19 protein-coding genes and 1 pseudogene are annotated in these 15,856 nt (G+C 38.4%); 10 read left to right on the top strand and 10 right to left on the bottom strand.

Annotated elements, in window-relative coordinates; genetic code table 11:
- The first annotated feature begins 9 nt into the window (after positions 1-9).
- Positions 10-491, top strand: a pseudogene (locus ACTWPF_RS00895) (DUF4188 domain-containing protein).
- Positions 492-513: 22 nt separating this feature from the next.
- On the opposite strand, the gene ACTWPF_RS00890 reads toward ACTWPF_RS00895, so the two are convergent.
- Positions 514-660: a hypothetical protein gene (locus ACTWPF_RS00890; RefSeq protein WP_155988323.1), complete on the bottom strand. Its 147-nt coding sequence runs from the start codon at positions 658-660 to the stop codon at positions 514-516.
- Between the two features lie 288 nt (positions 661-948).
- On the opposite strand from ACTWPF_RS00890, the gene ACTWPF_RS00885 reads away from it, so the two are divergent.
- Genes ACTWPF_RS00885 through ACTWPF_RS00875 form a run of 3 tightly spaced genes read left to right on the top strand, consistent with a single transcriptional unit; the run spans position 949 to position 2,958 of the window.
- The gene (locus tag ACTWPF_RS00885; RefSeq protein ID WP_443147999.1) at positions 949-1,332 is read left to right on the top strand and encodes a GntR family transcriptional regulator; all 384 of its coding nucleotides are present in this window, start codon (positions 949-951) and stop codon (positions 1,330-1,332) included.
- Positions 1,322-2,191 carry an ATP-binding cassette domain-containing protein gene (locus tag ACTWPF_RS00880; protein WP_443147998.1) on the top strand — a complete coding sequence of 290 codons (870 nt, stop codon included), beginning with the start codon at positions 1,322-1,324 and terminating at the stop codon, positions 2,189-2,191. Before ACTWPF_RS00885 ends, ACTWPF_RS00880 begins: the two co-directional genes overlap by 11 nt.
- Complete coding sequence (locus ACTWPF_RS00875) at positions 2,188-2,958, top strand: hypothetical protein (protein WP_443147997.1); 771 nt, start codon at positions 2,188-2,190, stop codon at positions 2,956-2,958. Before ACTWPF_RS00880 ends, ACTWPF_RS00875 begins: the two co-directional genes overlap by 4 nt.
- An 82-nt stretch (positions 2,959-3,040) precedes the next feature.
- Here the strand turns inward: ACTWPF_RS00875 and ACTWPF_RS00870 are convergent, their stop codons facing one another.
- A complete protein-coding gene (locus tag ACTWPF_RS00870; RefSeq protein ID WP_443147996.1) occupies positions 3,041-3,391 on the bottom strand; it encodes a DUF2200 domain-containing protein in 351 nt (116 codons plus the stop codon).
- Between the two features lie 177 nt (positions 3,392-3,568).
- On the opposite strand from ACTWPF_RS00870, the gene ACTWPF_RS00865 reads away from it, so the two are divergent.
- Positions 3,569-3,892, top strand: a complete 324-nt coding sequence (locus ACTWPF_RS00865) for a hypothetical protein (protein WP_443147995.1) — start codon at positions 3,569-3,571, stop codon at positions 3,890-3,892.
- A gap of 24 nt (positions 3,893-3,916) precedes the next feature.
- Positions 3,917-4,354, top strand: a complete 438-nt coding sequence (locus ACTWPF_RS00860) for a GNAT family N-acetyltransferase (protein ID WP_443147994.1) — start codon at positions 3,917-3,919, stop codon at positions 4,352-4,354.
- A 47-nt stretch (positions 4,355-4,401) separates the two neighbouring features.
- Here ACTWPF_RS00860 and ACTWPF_RS00855 read toward each other — a convergent pair whose 3' ends face one another.
- A complete protein-coding gene (locus ACTWPF_RS00855) occupies positions 4,402-4,557 on the bottom strand; it encodes a hypothetical protein (RefSeq protein WP_443147993.1) in 156 nt (51 codons plus the stop codon).
- 148 nt (positions 4,558-4,705) lie between these two features.
- On the opposite strand from ACTWPF_RS00855, the gene ACTWPF_RS00850 reads away from it, so the two are divergent.
- Together ACTWPF_RS00850 and ACTWPF_RS00845 are read left to right on the top strand one after the other, a co-directional pair.
- On the top strand, positions 4,706-5,401 hold the full coding sequence (locus ACTWPF_RS00850) for a DUF421 domain-containing protein (protein ID WP_443147992.1): 696 nt from the start codon (positions 4,706-4,708) through the stop codon (positions 5,399-5,401).
- A 311-nt stretch (positions 5,402-5,712) separates the two neighbouring features.
- Entirely contained in the window at positions 5,713-6,915 is a 1,203-nt protein-coding gene (locus tag ACTWPF_RS00845) for a S8 family peptidase (RefSeq protein ID WP_443147991.1), read from the top strand.
- Positions 6,916-6,955: 40 nt separating this feature from the next.
- Here ACTWPF_RS00845 and ACTWPF_RS00840 read toward each other — a convergent pair whose 3' ends face one another.
- Positions 6,956-7,222: a hypothetical protein gene (locus ACTWPF_RS00840; protein WP_443147990.1), complete on the bottom strand. Its 267-nt coding sequence runs from the start codon at positions 7,220-7,222 to the stop codon at positions 6,956-6,958.
- A gap of 44 nt (positions 7,223-7,266) precedes the next feature.
- Positions 7,267-7,839, bottom strand: coding sequence for a CBO0543 family protein (locus ACTWPF_RS00835; RefSeq protein WP_443147989.1), 573 nt, complete (start codon positions 7,837-7,839; stop codon positions 7,267-7,269).
- Positions 7,840-8,149: 310 nt separating this feature from the next.
- Between ACTWPF_RS00835 and ACTWPF_RS00830 the strand changes: the two genes are divergently transcribed.
- On the top strand, positions 8,150-9,223 hold the full coding sequence (locus ACTWPF_RS00830; RefSeq protein WP_443147988.1) for a LysM peptidoglycan-binding domain-containing protein: 1,074 nt from the start codon (positions 8,150-8,152) through the stop codon (positions 9,221-9,223).
- 387 nt (positions 9,224-9,610) lie between these two features.
- Here the strand turns inward: ACTWPF_RS00830 and ACTWPF_RS00825 are convergent, their stop codons facing one another.
- Positions 9,611-10,297, bottom strand: coding sequence for a hypothetical protein (locus ACTWPF_RS00825; RefSeq protein ID WP_443147987.1), 687 nt, complete (start codon positions 10,295-10,297; stop codon positions 9,611-9,613).
- Between the two features lie 261 nt (positions 10,298-10,558).
- Entirely contained in the window at positions 10,559-11,005 is a 447-nt protein-coding gene (locus ACTWPF_RS00820; RefSeq protein WP_443147986.1) for a hypothetical protein, read from the bottom strand.
- A 232-nt stretch (positions 11,006-11,237) separates the two neighbouring features.
- Here ACTWPF_RS00820 and ACTWPF_RS00815 point away from each other — a divergent pair, with 232 nt between their 5' ends.
- Complete coding sequence (locus tag ACTWPF_RS00815; protein WP_443147985.1) at positions 11,238-11,648, top strand: hypothetical protein; 411 nt, start codon at positions 11,238-11,240, stop codon at positions 11,646-11,648.
- A 106-nt stretch (positions 11,649-11,754) separates the two neighbouring features.
- Here ACTWPF_RS00815 and ACTWPF_RS00810 read toward each other — a convergent pair whose 3' ends face one another.
- The 3 genes from ACTWPF_RS00810 to ACTWPF_RS00800 are packed head-to-tail and all read right to left on the bottom strand — an operon-like array spanning position 11,755 to position 15,785.
- Positions 11,755-13,608, bottom strand: coding sequence for an LTA synthase family protein (locus ACTWPF_RS00810; RefSeq protein ID WP_443147984.1), 1,854 nt, complete (start codon positions 13,606-13,608; stop codon positions 11,755-11,757).
- Positions 13,608-15,206 (bottom strand): aminotransferase class V-fold PLP-dependent enzyme, encoded by a 1,599-nt coding sequence (locus ACTWPF_RS00805; RefSeq protein WP_443147983.1) that lies wholly within the window; start codon positions 15,204-15,206, stop codon positions 13,608-13,610. Before ACTWPF_RS00805 ends, ACTWPF_RS00810 begins: the two co-directional genes overlap by 1 nt.
- A gap of 27 nt (positions 15,207-15,233) precedes the next feature.
- On the bottom strand, positions 15,234-15,785 hold the full coding sequence (locus ACTWPF_RS00800) for a glycerol-3-phosphate acyltransferase (protein ID WP_443147982.1): 552 nt from the start codon (positions 15,783-15,785) through the stop codon (positions 15,234-15,236).
- Positions 15,786-15,856: the final 71 nt, after the last annotated feature.

Below are 15,856 nucleotides of genomic sequence, written 5' to 3'. Positions count from 1 at the left end.
GGAAACATATTGGATAAAGCAATTTTTAGTGGAAGGTTTACAACCGAAAACGAGGAAGACCTTGTTGTATTTATCATTGGCATGCGTATTAACAAGCGAAGGGCTGTCCATAAATGGCTCCCTGTTATGAAATCTATGCCACCTATGGTTAGAGAACTATACTCGAACAAGGAAGAGCTTGGCTTCCTATCCATGGAAAGTTTCTTCGGTCTTCGCACAACCGTCATGATCCAATACTGGCGTTCAACGGAAGACTTGCTTGCCTATGCGAAGGGGAGCAACCATTTAAAGGCTTGGGGAAAATTCAACAAAAAAGTGGGGGACAATCTCGCAGTCGGCATTACCATGAAAACTATGTAGTGAAGCAAGGCAACTATGAATCTGTTTATGGCAACATGCCACAGTATGGGTTGGCAAAAGCCATGCCCCACGTTCCAATTAATCCGAAGAAAAGAACAGCTAGGAAACGCCTAGCATCGTCGACTAAATAATGCCCCACACTCATTGCTTGCATTAGGCTTTCGGTCCCTTTCTATAATCCGTTTGCCCGCTATTAAATTTCTTCACTTCTTTCTCTAAATGGTCAAGCCGTTTATGAATTCGATAGAACATAGGAAGGTATGCCACGATAATAATAATGATAATCCATGCTATTTCCAAAACCTTCACCTCCTTTGATTTTTTCATCTTCTTTATTGTAACAACATATGGATAAGCTAACTAGGATTCTCTAGTAAACCTTTACTTTAATTAACGCTTCTTGCAGCATACATCCAAAACCACACGTCTGCTTAATAAGCTATGTGTGGTTTTTGGCGTTCCTATAAAACTCCAACACACCCAATTTCACAGTTAATATTGACTTCAAAAAAGTTACCTGTTATGGTTATACACATAAGTATATAACCATATAAGTGTATAACACAAAAAAGGATTGTGGGAGATAACATGAGAGGTGCATTTACGCAAGACAAACCGATATATGTCCAGGTGCGTGAAAGATTGGAAGATCAGATATTAAATAATCAATTAAAAGAAGAGGAAAAGGCACCTTCCACCAATCAGTTGGTTGATTTTTATAAGATTAACCATGCCACGGTGACCAAGGGGATTAATCCGCTAGTGGAGGAAGGAATCCTTTATAAGAGGAGAGGGATTGGGATGTTCGTTGCCGTTGGGGCAAAGGAAAAACTGAAGGAAAAGCGTAAGCTCTCCTTCATGGAGGACTATGTTGTCAAATTAGTTCAGGAAGCTGACAAGCTGGAAATTGAAGAGAATGAGATCATTCAATTAATAAAAAAAGTAAAAGGCCGTGATCAAAATGACTATTAAAGTGAAGAACTTGAGTCTGCATTATAGGAATCATACCGCCCTGCATGATATAAACTTTGCGTTAACAGAAAAGAAAATCTATGGTCTGCTTGGCAGAAATGGTGCTGGGAAAACAAGTCTGTTATCCATCCTCGCATCCTTTAATGAGCAGTCTAGTGGCTCGCTTACCATTAACGAGAAATCCCCTTTTGAAAATGCGGATGTTATGCAGCAGGTCGCCTTTTTATATGATAAAGACTATAAGGATGAAACAGATAAGATAGTTTCCTTACTTCAAGATGTTCAGCAATATCGCCCTAATTTTGATATGGATTATGCAGAAGCGCTTGTTGCAAAATTTAAACTGCCCAAAGATAAAGCAGTTAAACACTTTTCAAAAGGAATGCAGTCCGCTCTCAATGTCATCATTGGTCTCGCGGGCAGAACACCTATCACAATTTTTGATGAGGTATACCTCGGAATGGATGCCCCATCACGGGATATCTTTTATAAAGAAGTATTAGCAGATCAGCAAGAGCATCCGAGAATGATCATTCTTTCCACACATCTCGTTTCCGAAATGGATTATCTATTCGATGACGTGCTGTTATTAAACAACGGAAAGCTTTTGCTTCACGAGGAATACGATACACTTCTTGCAAAGGGTGCATCTATTACAGGGAGCAAGGAGATCGTGGAGGAGTTCGTTAAAGACATGGAACAGATACATGAAACGCAATTAGGTGGGACCAAATCAGTCATGGTTTATGGCACATTACGCGAAGAGGAAAAACAGGCTGCGCTCGCTAAAGGGTTGGAAATCGCACCACTATCGCTCCATGAACTATTTGTCCACTTAACTGAGGAGGAAGCGGTATGAAAAAACATAATAACTATCTCAAAGTGATGACGGATATGTTCTTAATACAGCTATTTTGGGCATTGGGCATTATGGGGGTAATGCTGATTATAGGACTTGTAAGGCTCATCTTTCATATGCAAGAAAACGGCCAAGATAATTTGTATAATTCTTTCTTTGTTGTAGCTACTTTTTTCGTCTTTGTTATTGGGGTCATGGCCACATACTACCTCCCACACTATGTGGGACTTGGTGTGACAAGGAAGAATTACTTTAAAGGGGCGACGCTCGCCTTGGCTGGTTTGTCCGTTATCCTCCCGTTTATCATTTGGGGTACTTCCGTCATAACAGAACTCATTATTGAAAATATAACGAGTTTTTCGTTTAGAGAACCAAATATAAACTTTTTTGGAGACGAGGATAGTTTAATAGGGGATATTATTCAGTTTCTGATTATAACGCCATTTGTGGATCCTGAGAGTAATTGGATACTAGCCATTGGCATCTTTAGTTTGAAGATATTGACTTACTATTTGGCTGGATGGTTAATTAGCGCAGCCTTTTATAAATTTTCGGTTATTGCCGGCTTAGGGGCTATTGCAATTTCAATCGTTCTTCTAACAGTGGAAAATGTACTCCTTAGATCGGTCTTGAGCCTGCCCATTCCTAATCGATATGCGTTTCTTGAAATGCCCGAAGGAATCGCTATTGCAGCCCTAATCCTTATTCCTCTTGGCATGTTTTGCTTAATCCGTGTTTTGACAAAGCGCGTTTCTATTCGAATGTAACTTACTTTAAGGAAAGGGTAGCCAAACAGAGGTTACCCTTTTGTATAGATATAATTGGGAGCAAATTCTTCGTTAGTATTTATTACTTCCGTAAAATTTTCTCCATCTTTTTTCCTTTTGCTAATTCATCGACCAATTTATCCAAATAACGAATTTCCCTCATCGTTGGTTCTTCGATGTCTTCTACTCTGACACCACAGATCACACCTTTAATAAGCTCGCGTGAAGGATTCATATTAGGTGCTTCCGCAAAGAAGGTCTCAAAGTCTGTCTTTTTTTCCAATTGCTCTTCTAATTCTTCTTGGGTATAACCTGTTAACCAACGGATAATTTCATCAACTTCTGATTTTGTACGTTCTTTTTTCTCCGCTTTGGTAACATAATGTGGATAGACACTTGCGACACTCGTTGTAAAGATCCTGTGTTTCGTCATGCTACATCCTCCTTAGCTTATATATAATCCTAACTCGCGGTCAGAGTTATCGGCGTTTACTTATGTAATATTTTAACACAATACCTCCACTACCTTACTCAAATAAGCTAAAATGAATATATAGCAACATATATCCGGACGGGCAAAAATTGAGGGAATTTAAAGTGAGGGAAGGTCATGACGAAGAAAAAGTTGAAATTGCGAAAGGGAAAAAAGGCACTGCTAGGTCTGTTTCTTCATCTCATTGTTTTTCTATCCATCCAGCTAACTTTTTCTGTTATTGGGGATTACCATAATGGCTGGCATATTTTCAGACTTAGTCCTAGTGGAGACAGGGCTGTATCATTCTTAAAACCTTTATCGGATATTGTTCAAATTCACGAAAGCTACCAATTCAATGTGATGACGGGGATACTGAATGTAGCGTTGCTCATTCACGTTATAACCATCCTTCTTGACTTCACTTTATTTAAGAAATATAAGGGGCACGTTACCGATTAAATATATGAAGAAAAGGAGCTTATTATGGACTCTTTAGAAATCAAAGAACTGCAATCTCAACATGAAATTATGGACGCATTTCCGGTCATGAATCAATTACGAACTCACCTCGACGCAGAAACATACCTTGAATTAGTTTTAGAAGCAAAAGAGAAAGATAGCTACAAATTAGTTGCATTAATGGATCAAGAAGAAATAGTAGCAGTAATCGGCTTCAAACCGATGATCACCCTCTATTACGGGCGTTTTGTTTGGGTTTGCGATCTTGTTACGCATACAAATAAGCGTTCAAAGGGATATGGAGAAAAGCTGCTAACATACGTTCATAAATGGGCTAAGGACAACAACTATGAGAGTGTAGCCTTATCTTCTGGACTACAGCGAACCGACGCACACCGTTTTTATGAAGATAAAATGGATTATGACAAAGTTAGTTTTGTATTTAAATCATCGTTAAAATAAGTGAAGGCCACACTTTCATTGTGCGGCCTTTTTTTGATTACAGCTATTTATAGTTCTCTCCCTGAAGCACCTGGGTGTTGGTTTGAGGTTTTAGTATTATTGGTTTTCGAATCCGTATTCTTTGCACGTTCCCCGTGACCAGGATAGATGGATCTGTCTTTCCCTTGCGCTTTAATAAACTTTCCAAAGTCTGTATTAACCATTATGAAACGCCTCCTTTCCCCATTAAAATGCCCCACTGTTTTTAGTTTAATCAACTGTTTTGGCTAGCTTAACATCCTTCAATGGTGGGTTAAATCTTATAACTTTTACACATAATAAGCTGAAAACGAGATGGGTGGTGAATTATATATGGATATTAATGAGCTAATCTTAAGAGTCGTGATCGGCTTTTTTGTGCTATTTGCCATGACGAGATGGCTTGGAAGGAAAGAAATTAGCCAAATGACCTTTTTAAATTTCACTTCAGCTATCTCCATTGGATCTATTACAGCAAACCTTGTCGTCAACCAGAATTTAAGCATTCTAAATGGCGTGTTGGCAATTGTTGGTTGGGCAATTATTACGTACATTTTAGGGATCGTGGAGTTAAAATCAAAAAAGGCACGAAAAGTTATTTCCGGAACCCCTGTGGTAGTCATCAAGGAAGGGAAGCTCGTCAACAGAACGCTTCAATCAACCAGGTTAGACTTGGATTCATTAAATGCTTTGCTTAGACAAAAGAATATCTTTTCCATAGCTGACGTCGACTATGCTATTTTAGAAACCAATGGGAAATTAACCGTTCTCCCTTTAGATCCTAAAAAACCTGTAACTAAGTTAGATATGAATGTACCGATCACACCAAAAACATTCCCTATTCCTACAGAGGTGATATCGGATGGCAGAATTCTAACAAAGAACTTGAAAAAGTTAAAGCTAGATACGAATTGGGTTCAACAACAATTACAACAGCACAATATAACCTCCGCATCAGACGTATTATTCGGGCAAGTCCAGACAGATGGGACATTGTTCGTGCATGTAAGAGGAGAAAACTCCGAATAAATCTTTTCATATTATGGTCTTTAACCTAATTGCTTGGTTCCATTAAAGCAAGAGGGCTTAAAGGCCTTTTTTTGTACTTCTTTTTCACTTCTCCTTCCCACAATATTTCCTCCATGTATAGCGGTAAACTTTGTCCTTTCGTTACATTTTCCTGAAGTATTCCATTTTTAGGAAAAAATAGGTCTAAAGGGAACGCAATCTATTTGTCCCTCTCTTCGATTTTTCCCAACATGGCAACAGCTTGGATATACACATGAAGGTAGCCTACTAGCCATATAGTTTTTTGTAGTCAAAAAAAGGGAGGAAAGTAGATGAAAATGAAGGGCTTTAGTTTTTTAGTGTTTTTGCTTTTGGTGGTGGCTTTTCCTTTAGTAGGTTTTGCTGAGGAGAACCAGCCATTAGATGGGGAGAAGGTTTCTGTTAATGTAGGTATTGAAAAGAATGCTTATATTAAAGGAGAAGTTATTGTTAAATTTAAGGATAGCGTTTCATTAAACAGTCAAGAACAGATTTTAAACGAATTGAATGCAAAGGTTCAACCAAGTCCCAATGTCGTGAAATCGCCGTTTGTCGTGTTAGAAGTGGGGGATGTGGAGAGTGTTGTAAAAACATTAAGTAAGAATTCGAATGTGGAATACGCCGAACCGAATTACGTATTAAAAGCAACCTGGAATCCCAATGATACGTACTTCAGCACATCGTATCAATATGGGTTATATAATACATCTGCAAATCAAGGCTGGGATTATGCAAGGGGAAATTCCTCCCAAGAAGTTGCTGTTCTTGATACTGGGGTAGACTATAACCATCCAGATTTAGACGAAAAAACAAACCGCGGCTATGACTTTGTGGACCGTGACTATACTCCTTTTGACGCGAATGGTCACGGTACCCATGTTGCAGGAATTGCAGCAGCAGAAACAAATAATGGTACCGGAATTGCTGGCATGGCACCGAATACCAAAATATTAGCCGTTCGTGTCTTAGATGCAAGCGGGAATGGCTCACTTGCCAACATAGCCAATGGTATACGTTATGCAGCGGACAATGGTGCCGAGGTAATAAACCTCTCTTTAGGTTGTGCATGTAACACGCAAACGTTAGAATCTGCCGTTAATTATGCATGGAATAATGGCTCTGTTGTGGTAGCTGCCGCAGGAAATGACGGTACATCTCAACAATTCCAACCAGCATCCTATGCAAATGCAATTGCTGTTGGTGCTGTTGATCGAAATAATAATAAAGCAAGCTTCTCTAACTATGGAACTTGGGTAGATGTGTCTGCTCCAGGAGTCGATATTGCTTCCACCTATCCAGGGAATAGCTATACCTATATGTCCGGAACTTCCATGGCCTCTCCTTATGTTGCTGGTCAAGCGGCTTTATTGACTGGTCAAGGTAAGAGTAATGCGCAAGTGCGCGCAGCAATACAAAATACAGCCGACAGTGTTAGTGGCACCGGCTATTATGTCCGTTATGGAATGATTAATGTGTTAGATTCCGTACGATACTAAGAAGTCTTTGTAAGTAGCATCCATCTGGGTGCTACTTTTTTCAGGTAGAAGATTTTACGAATTCTGGCATATATCTTATGAAATAGGCACCTATCATCAACAAAATAATCGTCATTGACCAACTCAATATCCCAGCAAAATGAAACCAATAAGCTGAGAGGTGGGTTATCGCGATAAGGAAAAAACAAATTGATGGAATAATACTTTTTATCCCTGTTATACCAGACTTTTTTCTCTTTTGGATGACAACATAAACAGAAAAGATAAGAGCGATTATTAGTATTATAGTTAAAATTATGTGAACCATTTAAATCTCCTTTTTCTAATTAACTCATTAACTTCTTTAGAGTATTACACTTTAGACCCTTTTTCAAAGTATACAAACAAATTTGTAATCCATTTTGATAAACACATAACAACTAAATAACCTATTAGAATATGTAAATAGTTAGCCCCATTATCTAATATAAACAAATCAAACATACTCAATAAAGGCTTTAAAATAAATGAAATAAACAAGCACAAGCCTGCAAAATACACATAATAATTCTTGTCATGGTTTATTACCCACTGATAAAGGAGCATAAAAATCACAGGTATAAAGGATACATCTAACCCCAGGCTAACTGTGATTGTTGGCATAAGTTGAAAAGGGTAGCTCCAAAATCCTAACTTTGCACCGAAGGTATCTATGTAAGTAAACCATACATGAACATTGAAACCGAAAAAGCCAATCAGTAGGGCTTTTTTTCTATCTATTTTAAAGTAAAGTATTACGAGTGGTACCAATAAAAACATAACATGTAACCAAAATTGCCACGTATCAAAGGAAGAATGATTACGCCAATAATCTGTAAACCCTTTTGTAATATCAGTATGGTCTTTTTCCAAGTCTGTTAATAACTGTTGTTGTTCGTCATTCATTATCCTTCACCTCCACTAAATAGGAATAATATTTTATTTATTACCTCTAGTATTGGTGAGTATATAGCTTTTATCCATTAATTTACAAATTAGTGGTAGATCCTCCTTTTACGAGCCGTTTACCCTTTCTTGGTAAAAGCCTTCTCACTTATCCTATAGTTTTACAATACATTTACCTTACTTAATGGGCAGTTTTATAATGCTATCCAGATTTATGATAAGTACATAGTCTTCATGAAGGTTAATAGAACCATCCTCTACGTGCACGTAGACAAGGAAGATAAAAAACTAAGAAGAAGGAGTTAATGGAATGACAACAACTATTGCAAGTACTACGGTTTACATTGTCCAACCAGGAGACGTATTGGGAAGGATTGCAGAACAATTTGGAATGACGTTATCTGAGATCATGTCGCTTAACAACATTAGCAATCCTGATCTCATTCAAGTGGGACAAGAGCTGCTCGTTTATAGTAATGGAAATGGTGGATCAAATCCTGGCACGACCGTTTATGTAGTACAACCAGGGGACGTATTGGGAAGGATTGCAGAACAATTCGGAATGACTCTCTCTGAGATCATGTCGCTTAACAACATTAGTAATCCGGACCTCATTCAAGTTGGACAAGAGTTACTCGTTTATAGTGATGGGAATGACGATGGTGGCTCTTCTCCTGACACGATCATTTATATTGTCCAGCCAGGCGATGTGTTAGGAAGGATTGCAGAGCGCTTTGGGATGACATTGGATGAAATCATGGCATTAAACAACATTAGTAACCCGGACCTCATTCAGGTTGGGCAAGAGCTGCTCGTTTATGATAACGGCGATAGTGGTTTGCCACCAGGTGATGGGGATCTCTATGTAACGGAAAGCCAACTAAATCAAATTGGGTGGTCTAGCACCTATCTTTCAAGCGCCATTTTAGAGGATTTAAATAGGTGCTTAGAAAGATATAATATTACAACAAGATCTCGACTATGCCATTTTATTAGCCAATGTAGCCACGAGTCGGGAGCTGGTCGATGGACAAAAGAACTAGCATCCGGTTGGGATTACGAAGGACGAACAGATTTAGGGAACACCCAACCTGGTGATGGCCCTAAATTCAAAGGTGGAGGTTATATTCAATTGACAGGTCGCTATAATTACACACGATTTTCCAATGACATTGGTGATCCAGAAATTGTAAACCAAGGTGTTGATTACGTTGCTGCTAATTATCCATGGACAAGCGCCGGATTCTGGTGGGACTTAAATAATATGAATGCACTTTGTGATACGAATCCATCAGTCGAGGCTGTCACGTTAAGAGTTAATGGTGGTTACAATGGATTAGAGGATCGAAGAATGTATTATAACCGATGCCTTCAAGTATTCTAAGTGAATAGAAACAGATCCGAAATAACAGCAAGGGGCGGCTCACAGATTTGTGAACCGCCCCTTATTTCTTTCTAGTGGTTGTTCAAAAAGTCCAGTAAAAATGACACATCGAATTTCTTCGTTGGCTTGCTTTTCCGTTCCTCACGTATTAAAAGATTTCACTGAACTTCTGTTAAAACCGTCCACGTCCTGTGGACAACACAGAAGTCAACACATCCTGTGTAAGCCCGGTACTCAAAGCTACGCCGCCTCGAACTTCGACGCACAGGACGTGTTAGTGTCGGCGTTGCAACAAATCGTTTCGGTGGGGCGAGTTAGCGCAGCCCCAGGACGTTGCGATCTTAGCCGACCTCGGTCCTTTTTATCCTCCTTTTTGAACACGAACTTCTAGTGAATTTTCATGATGTCGATGAGCTTTATAATTTCTTCGTCATTGCCTGGATCAATTTTCACTAGCTCTGTTTCTTTGATTAAACGCTCTGTGTACTCTTTCATGAAGTCTTCATCTACCTCCGCGTCACTACTATCCCAACGCAAAGGGACATTGTAAACATTAATTGTGCCATCTCCATTACCACTATATGTAACGGAACCATCAACCAAGCGTGAACCTGCTAGCTGGATGACATCTTCTGGATAATTCGCACTGGTTTCATCGTTAGGATTAATTGGCTCTCCCGCAGCAATATGCCGAACATTTAATTCATCGATCTCTTGGTTAGGACCAAGCTCTAGCCAAACTCGCGCATATTCAATTTCCTCTGAAGAATAATCCTCAAGCGACTTATCCTTATCCTCTTTGTCTTCAGAATTACTTTCTTCATCCTGGTTTCCTGTTTCCTCTGAAGAAGTATCATTAGAATCTTCGTCCGCTTCTGTAGTAGCCGTTTCTGACTCTTCCTCCACGTCAGATTCATTTTCATCTGTCTCGTTCGTTTGCTCTTCAGATTGTGAAGCATTGTCACTTTCTGTTGTATCCGCTTCTTCATCTGAACCTCCGCCACATCCAGCAAGCAATAGAACAAGCAAAAGTAATAGGAAACTACCATAATGTTTCTTTGTATGCCTTTTCATCAAATCATCCCTTTCTTCAATCAAAAGATACCACACTACACGTTAGAGTCAAGTTAACTTTGGCAAGTAGATGTGGCAATGAGAAAAACGCAAATCGCATTGAATCTACCTGCATGATTAGTCGCCCCATAACAGATAAAGTTACATTTTTTGTTAAAATTTGCATTAATCAATATAGGTAGTTCACGGCAAAACGGTAAAAAGCCTTCATCATAAATTGAGATCTAATATGACCAAGGCATGTATTGTGGCTTCTTTTCTCTATAAATAAATAAGACATCTAAGGGAGATCAGTAATTTTTTTAGCGTTATTTTTCTAATGTTAAAAACATATTTTTCACTATACCCCAAGTCAAAAGAGGTCTGCACGATTGTCTTCCCTTTTAGATAGCGAGATGTTATAAATTGAGATTCTGTTTCGTCCAATTCCGCGATCGCTTCATCAATAGATGTAACGATTATATGGTAATGTAACCATTCTTCGTATAGCTTAAGAACTTTTACACTTGATAATCTATCCAATTCTTCACCTAAAGATTCTATCGTAACCTTACCATCCACTTCATAGCGTGAAACAAAGCCCGGGACCAGGTGATTTAATTGCTTTTTTATAATGCTTATTGCCACTTTATACGTCGTATAATTTTTCAAATGGGTTTCTAGCTTCTTTATCTCATCCTTTTCTGCCTTTCTTAAACTCCCATTCATTAGCAAACCTCCCTGTAGTGTTCTTCTTATTACTTTTAATGCTAAGGGATTATTTGTAGTAAGAAGTCTTAATCTAATTAAAAGTTGCTACAAGAAAGCTCAACCTATTCTACGGATAAAGTATAGTATTTTTCTAAATCATCCAATTTGGAAATATTATCCTTTTAATTAGCGAAAGGCAGTGGTACAATAAAAACAGAATGTATGTTCTATTTTTTAGGAGGGGTACAGTTTGCAGATGGAACTCACCAAGAAAGAAAAAAAGGATAAAATAAAATTAATAGAGTACTATTTAAAGCATTACACAACATTTAAAGTTGCGAATGATAATCTCCAAAGACAGCTTCAGTACCTTACACCAGATGAAAACCAAAGCCACCTCTCTATGAACTCAGATGAAAAAGAAAAGATCATCATCATTCGCAAAAAATTAAACGAAACGCTCCTAATAGAAAATTCCATTGAAAATGCCATTTCAAACTTAGATATGATCGAACAGAAATTTATTAATTTGAGATATTTTCGGAACTATTCCATTGAAAAGACAGCTCAGACTATCGGCTATAGCAAAGCCTCCCTATATGTACTCAGAAGTCGTATCATGGATAAACTACTCATCAGTTTCGGGATTATGATAAAGTGAAACTTCAATCAGTGGGTGTTTTCATTCTTCCCCCACTGATTGTTAGTTTAACGAATTGGGGTGTTAGCGTCCGTTTACTCCCACTAAAAACTAACTGCCATAAATATTACTCAACAAGGAACCTTAATAAATCACCAAAAATGATGTTATCTGATAGCTCCAACTCTTGTCTCACTATTTCTGAGTCTGGTTCACAATACTGATTGTCTACTTCCTGTCCATTTTCTTTCCCATAACAAACATTATCCTTATAAATGTAATCCTCTGATATAAAACTACCATCTCGGAAAATGACAGGATGATCATTATCTCTTGTGAAGAGATTACGCCCGAAAGAATAGAGGTCATCTGTTTCTATGCCTAGAAGGTGAAGAAGCGTTGGCCGAATATCAATTTGTCCACCTTGTGTCTCAATTGTTTGCCCCTCTTGCCCTGGGACATGGATAATTAATGGAACTTGTTGATAGTTCATATGGTTAACAATATCAGCCTCTTCATCTAATAATTCACTCAAACCTTGTTCATATTTTTTAGAAATACCATAATGATCCCCAACTAGGATGAAGACGGTATCCTCGTACATACCTTTCTCCTTTAGCTTTTCAAAAAATGTTTCAATAGATTTATCTAAATAACGCACTGTCGTAACATAACGATTTACGACACCCACTTCGGTATCCGCTTCATCAATCAATGTATCCTCTTCCTCTAACAAGAAAGGGAAGTGATTCGTTAACGTAAGGAATTTAGCATAATAAGGCTCTGGCACCTCCTCTAAATGATCAACGGATTGATTAAAAAACGGAATATCTTTAATCCCATAATTAATGGAGTTTTCCTCTGTTACGTTATAATCTTTTTTCGAAAAATACATATCATAACCGAGTGCTTCATACATTTGATCCCGATTCCAAAATGTCCGATCATTCCCGTGAAATGTGGCTGCATAATAGTCATTGTTCTGTTTTAATATATGCTGGAGACTCAAATACGTATTTTCTGGTCTTCTTACAAATGCAGAGCCACTTGCTAAGGGATAGAGGCCCGTATCCACGATAAATTCAGCATCCGATGTTTTTCCCTGTGCCGTTTGATCATAGATTTGATTAAAATAGAAACTATCTTTAATTAGATCATTTAGAAATGGGGTCACTTCTTCTCCGTTTACTTTTTGATTTATAACAAAGTCTTGAGTCGATTCCATTGTGATGAAGACAACATTTTTTCCTTCTGCTATGCCGAATAGATCCGTTGGTTTGGAATCAATTTGCTGTAAATACTTTTGGGATGTAACGGCATCTGTCTCATTAGCAACTACCCGCTGTAGAGGAGCTTTTACCCCTAAAGCTATATCGTATACATGGTAGTTCAGTGGTCCCAATGTCTTCACCATCTGCTCCCTGTCATACGATTCGGAGAAAAGGTGGACAGATTTAACCAATCCTAAACAAATTGTCATCACGACAAGCGTTGAGCCAACTAGAATATAGCGCCTCTTCCTTTGTTTTGACACAGTAAGGTTCGATTTGGTTTTGAAAAGGAGCCATCCTACTATAAATAAATCGATAAACATAAAAATATCCCATGGACTCATTAATTCAACTGTACTGGCACTCAAGCCACCAACATTATCAAACTGAAAAAGAATTGGTATCGTAACAAAATCTGTATAAAAACGATAGTATAGCAGATCCCCATAGAGGATACCTGTCCCGATTACGAGGAGGCCAAACAGTATAAATCTATTTACCTTTTTGCCAAAATAGAAACTAAAACCCATAATGAGTAAGAGGGAACCTATCGAACTGGTTAAGGTTAAGATAATATCAAAAAAAGAATGCATACTAAGATTAAAGCCGACAAAGCATGTGACAACTGTCTTTAACCAAAGAATGCTAGTTACCAATAAGGTAAATTGTGTTCCTGACGTAGTTGCTACCCTTTTATATTGTGACATCATTAAACGAACGCAACCTTACTGTTTATAATTTGCTTTAAAATAGCAAGTGCTTCCGCAAACTCCGCCAACGAATGATCTCCCATTAAGGCAAATTGGATCCAATTCCGTTTCAACAAGTAATCACTTTCATAGCTGACGATGACCCCTTTATCCTTCAACCGATCTCCTATGGTTCTAGAGGAAACACTACTTGGAAGCGGAAGGGTTATAATGCCAGGTGAATAATCCTCCATACCTAAATAGTCAAAGCCTGCTTCTGTTAGCATGCTCCTTACACCATTTGCTAACGTTTGCTTTCCCTCTAAACTCACCCTTTTTACGGCTTCACTTAAAGCCAAAATGAGGTTTGATGAATGCGTATATGGAACGCTATCCGTTTTTGTGTACTGCCCTAAATCCAAATATCTTGGTATAGCATTACTAGGTTCAATTGGCTCTTGGTGAAAAACAATGCCTAATCCTGGATAAGCACCCAGCCCTTTGCCACTTACCGTACTAGCTAAAAAAACATTTTGTAAATCCACTGGGACAACTCCAACTGAACTGCATGCATCCACACATAATTTCACATCGTAATCTATTGCTAATTGGGAGATTTTATTCAGATCATAAAGATAGCCTGTTGATGTCTCGCAATGTACTGTCCAGATCCAACTTATTTCACGATCTGTTTTTAGGTAGCGCTCTATCTCCTGTATTGTCACTTTTTCGTTCCACTGTTTTTCCAATTTAACGTAATATAAACCGAGCCTTTCTGCATGGTCGATTAACCGATACCCAAACTCTCCATTGGCAATGATTAGGCCTTTTCCAGGTAGTTTCTTCATTTGCGCAGCCACTAAATCATTAGCAAGTGTACCTGTCCCAACAACGATTTGAGTATTTTGGGCATTAACCAGTTCGCAAAGCTTTGATTGAACGGTCTTCATCTCATCAATAAACGCTTTTGAACGATGAGAAATAGCTGTATTCTTGAATGCTCGTTCCACCTCTTTATTTATTGCTACGGGACCAGGCAGAAAGTTAATTTGCTTGGGTTTCTTTTTTTGTAGCATCATTTTAGTAAAGGCTCTTGAAGTGGTGGCAAATTTCTCTTTGGTTAAGTACATAGGTTGGTACATTGCACCTTCCGTTCCTACCATTGGACCGAACGATTCAAAGCCGATTCTTTTATACAATTTGATTTGTCGATCAGTACCTGAGATAAGCGCCATATTATAATTCTTTTCCAAACAATAACTAACAAGCAAATCTACCAATTGATAAAACACCATGCTTTTTCGATATGCTTTTTTCACAGAAAGCAATCGCACTTCACACGGTGTTGCGTGTTTCGGGAGATAATCATCTAGATTTTCTAACTTATGATCTAAGGAAAATGGACGATTAGCACTAACAGCAATCATCCCAACTACTTCCTCTTCATCCTTTGCAATAATATATGTATTTTCCCTATCAAATTTGTCGATTAAGCGACGCCTTTGATTCTGTTGATGTTGCGGAATTTCTTCTACAAAGGTTTCATAATTTAGTTGATAGATTTGCTCCATTTCTTCTGGTTCTGATGCTATTTTATATATTAAGGTATGGTGTTCCATGTGCAACCCCCTCAATTCATGTAGGTATTATTTCTTTATAATATGTGGGATGATAACCACGATTAATAATAGTAATAGACCAATAGCTAAATCAGTTTCTTCCAATATCCAAGCTGTAATAGGAATGGAAGTCATCGAGACCAACCCAATGATTTGAAAGTTGCGGATAAGGAGATAACCTATGCCTACACATATTCCTAACACGGCAATCGCAAGTGGCAGGCAATACAATGTGGCGGCCAAAAATACAACGACTCCTTTTCCACCTTTAAAGCCAAGCTGTACCGGCCAAATGTGCCCAATCAACAAGAAGAAAGTGCTAACCAATAACATGATGTCATCTTCCGGGAATAAGACAGTTGTTATAGAAAGGGCGATCATCGCCTTTACAACATCAATAAGAAGGGTATACATAAACCCTTTCTTTCCGAGCTGTCTTCCTGCATTTCTTGCGCCAACATTCCCGCTCCCAAGCTTACGAATATCTTTTCCGATCATCCATTTCGCTATATAAAAAGCACCCGTTATGCTTCCAAGGCTATAAGACAGCAGAACGATTAACATAACCTTCCAACCCATATGCTCCCCCCAAACGAGTCACTCTTTGTTTAGAAATAGTATTCTTGTACTTTAGCCAGAAAATGGTACAC

Source organism: Oceanobacillus sp. M65, assembly GCF_052246275.1.
Classification (GTDB): Bacteria; Bacillota; Bacilli; order Bacillales; family Amphibacillaceae; genus Oceanobacillus_B; species Oceanobacillus_B jordanicus.
Note: the sequence above shows the minus strand (reverse complement) of the source record. Positions and strands in the feature narration are given on the sequence as shown.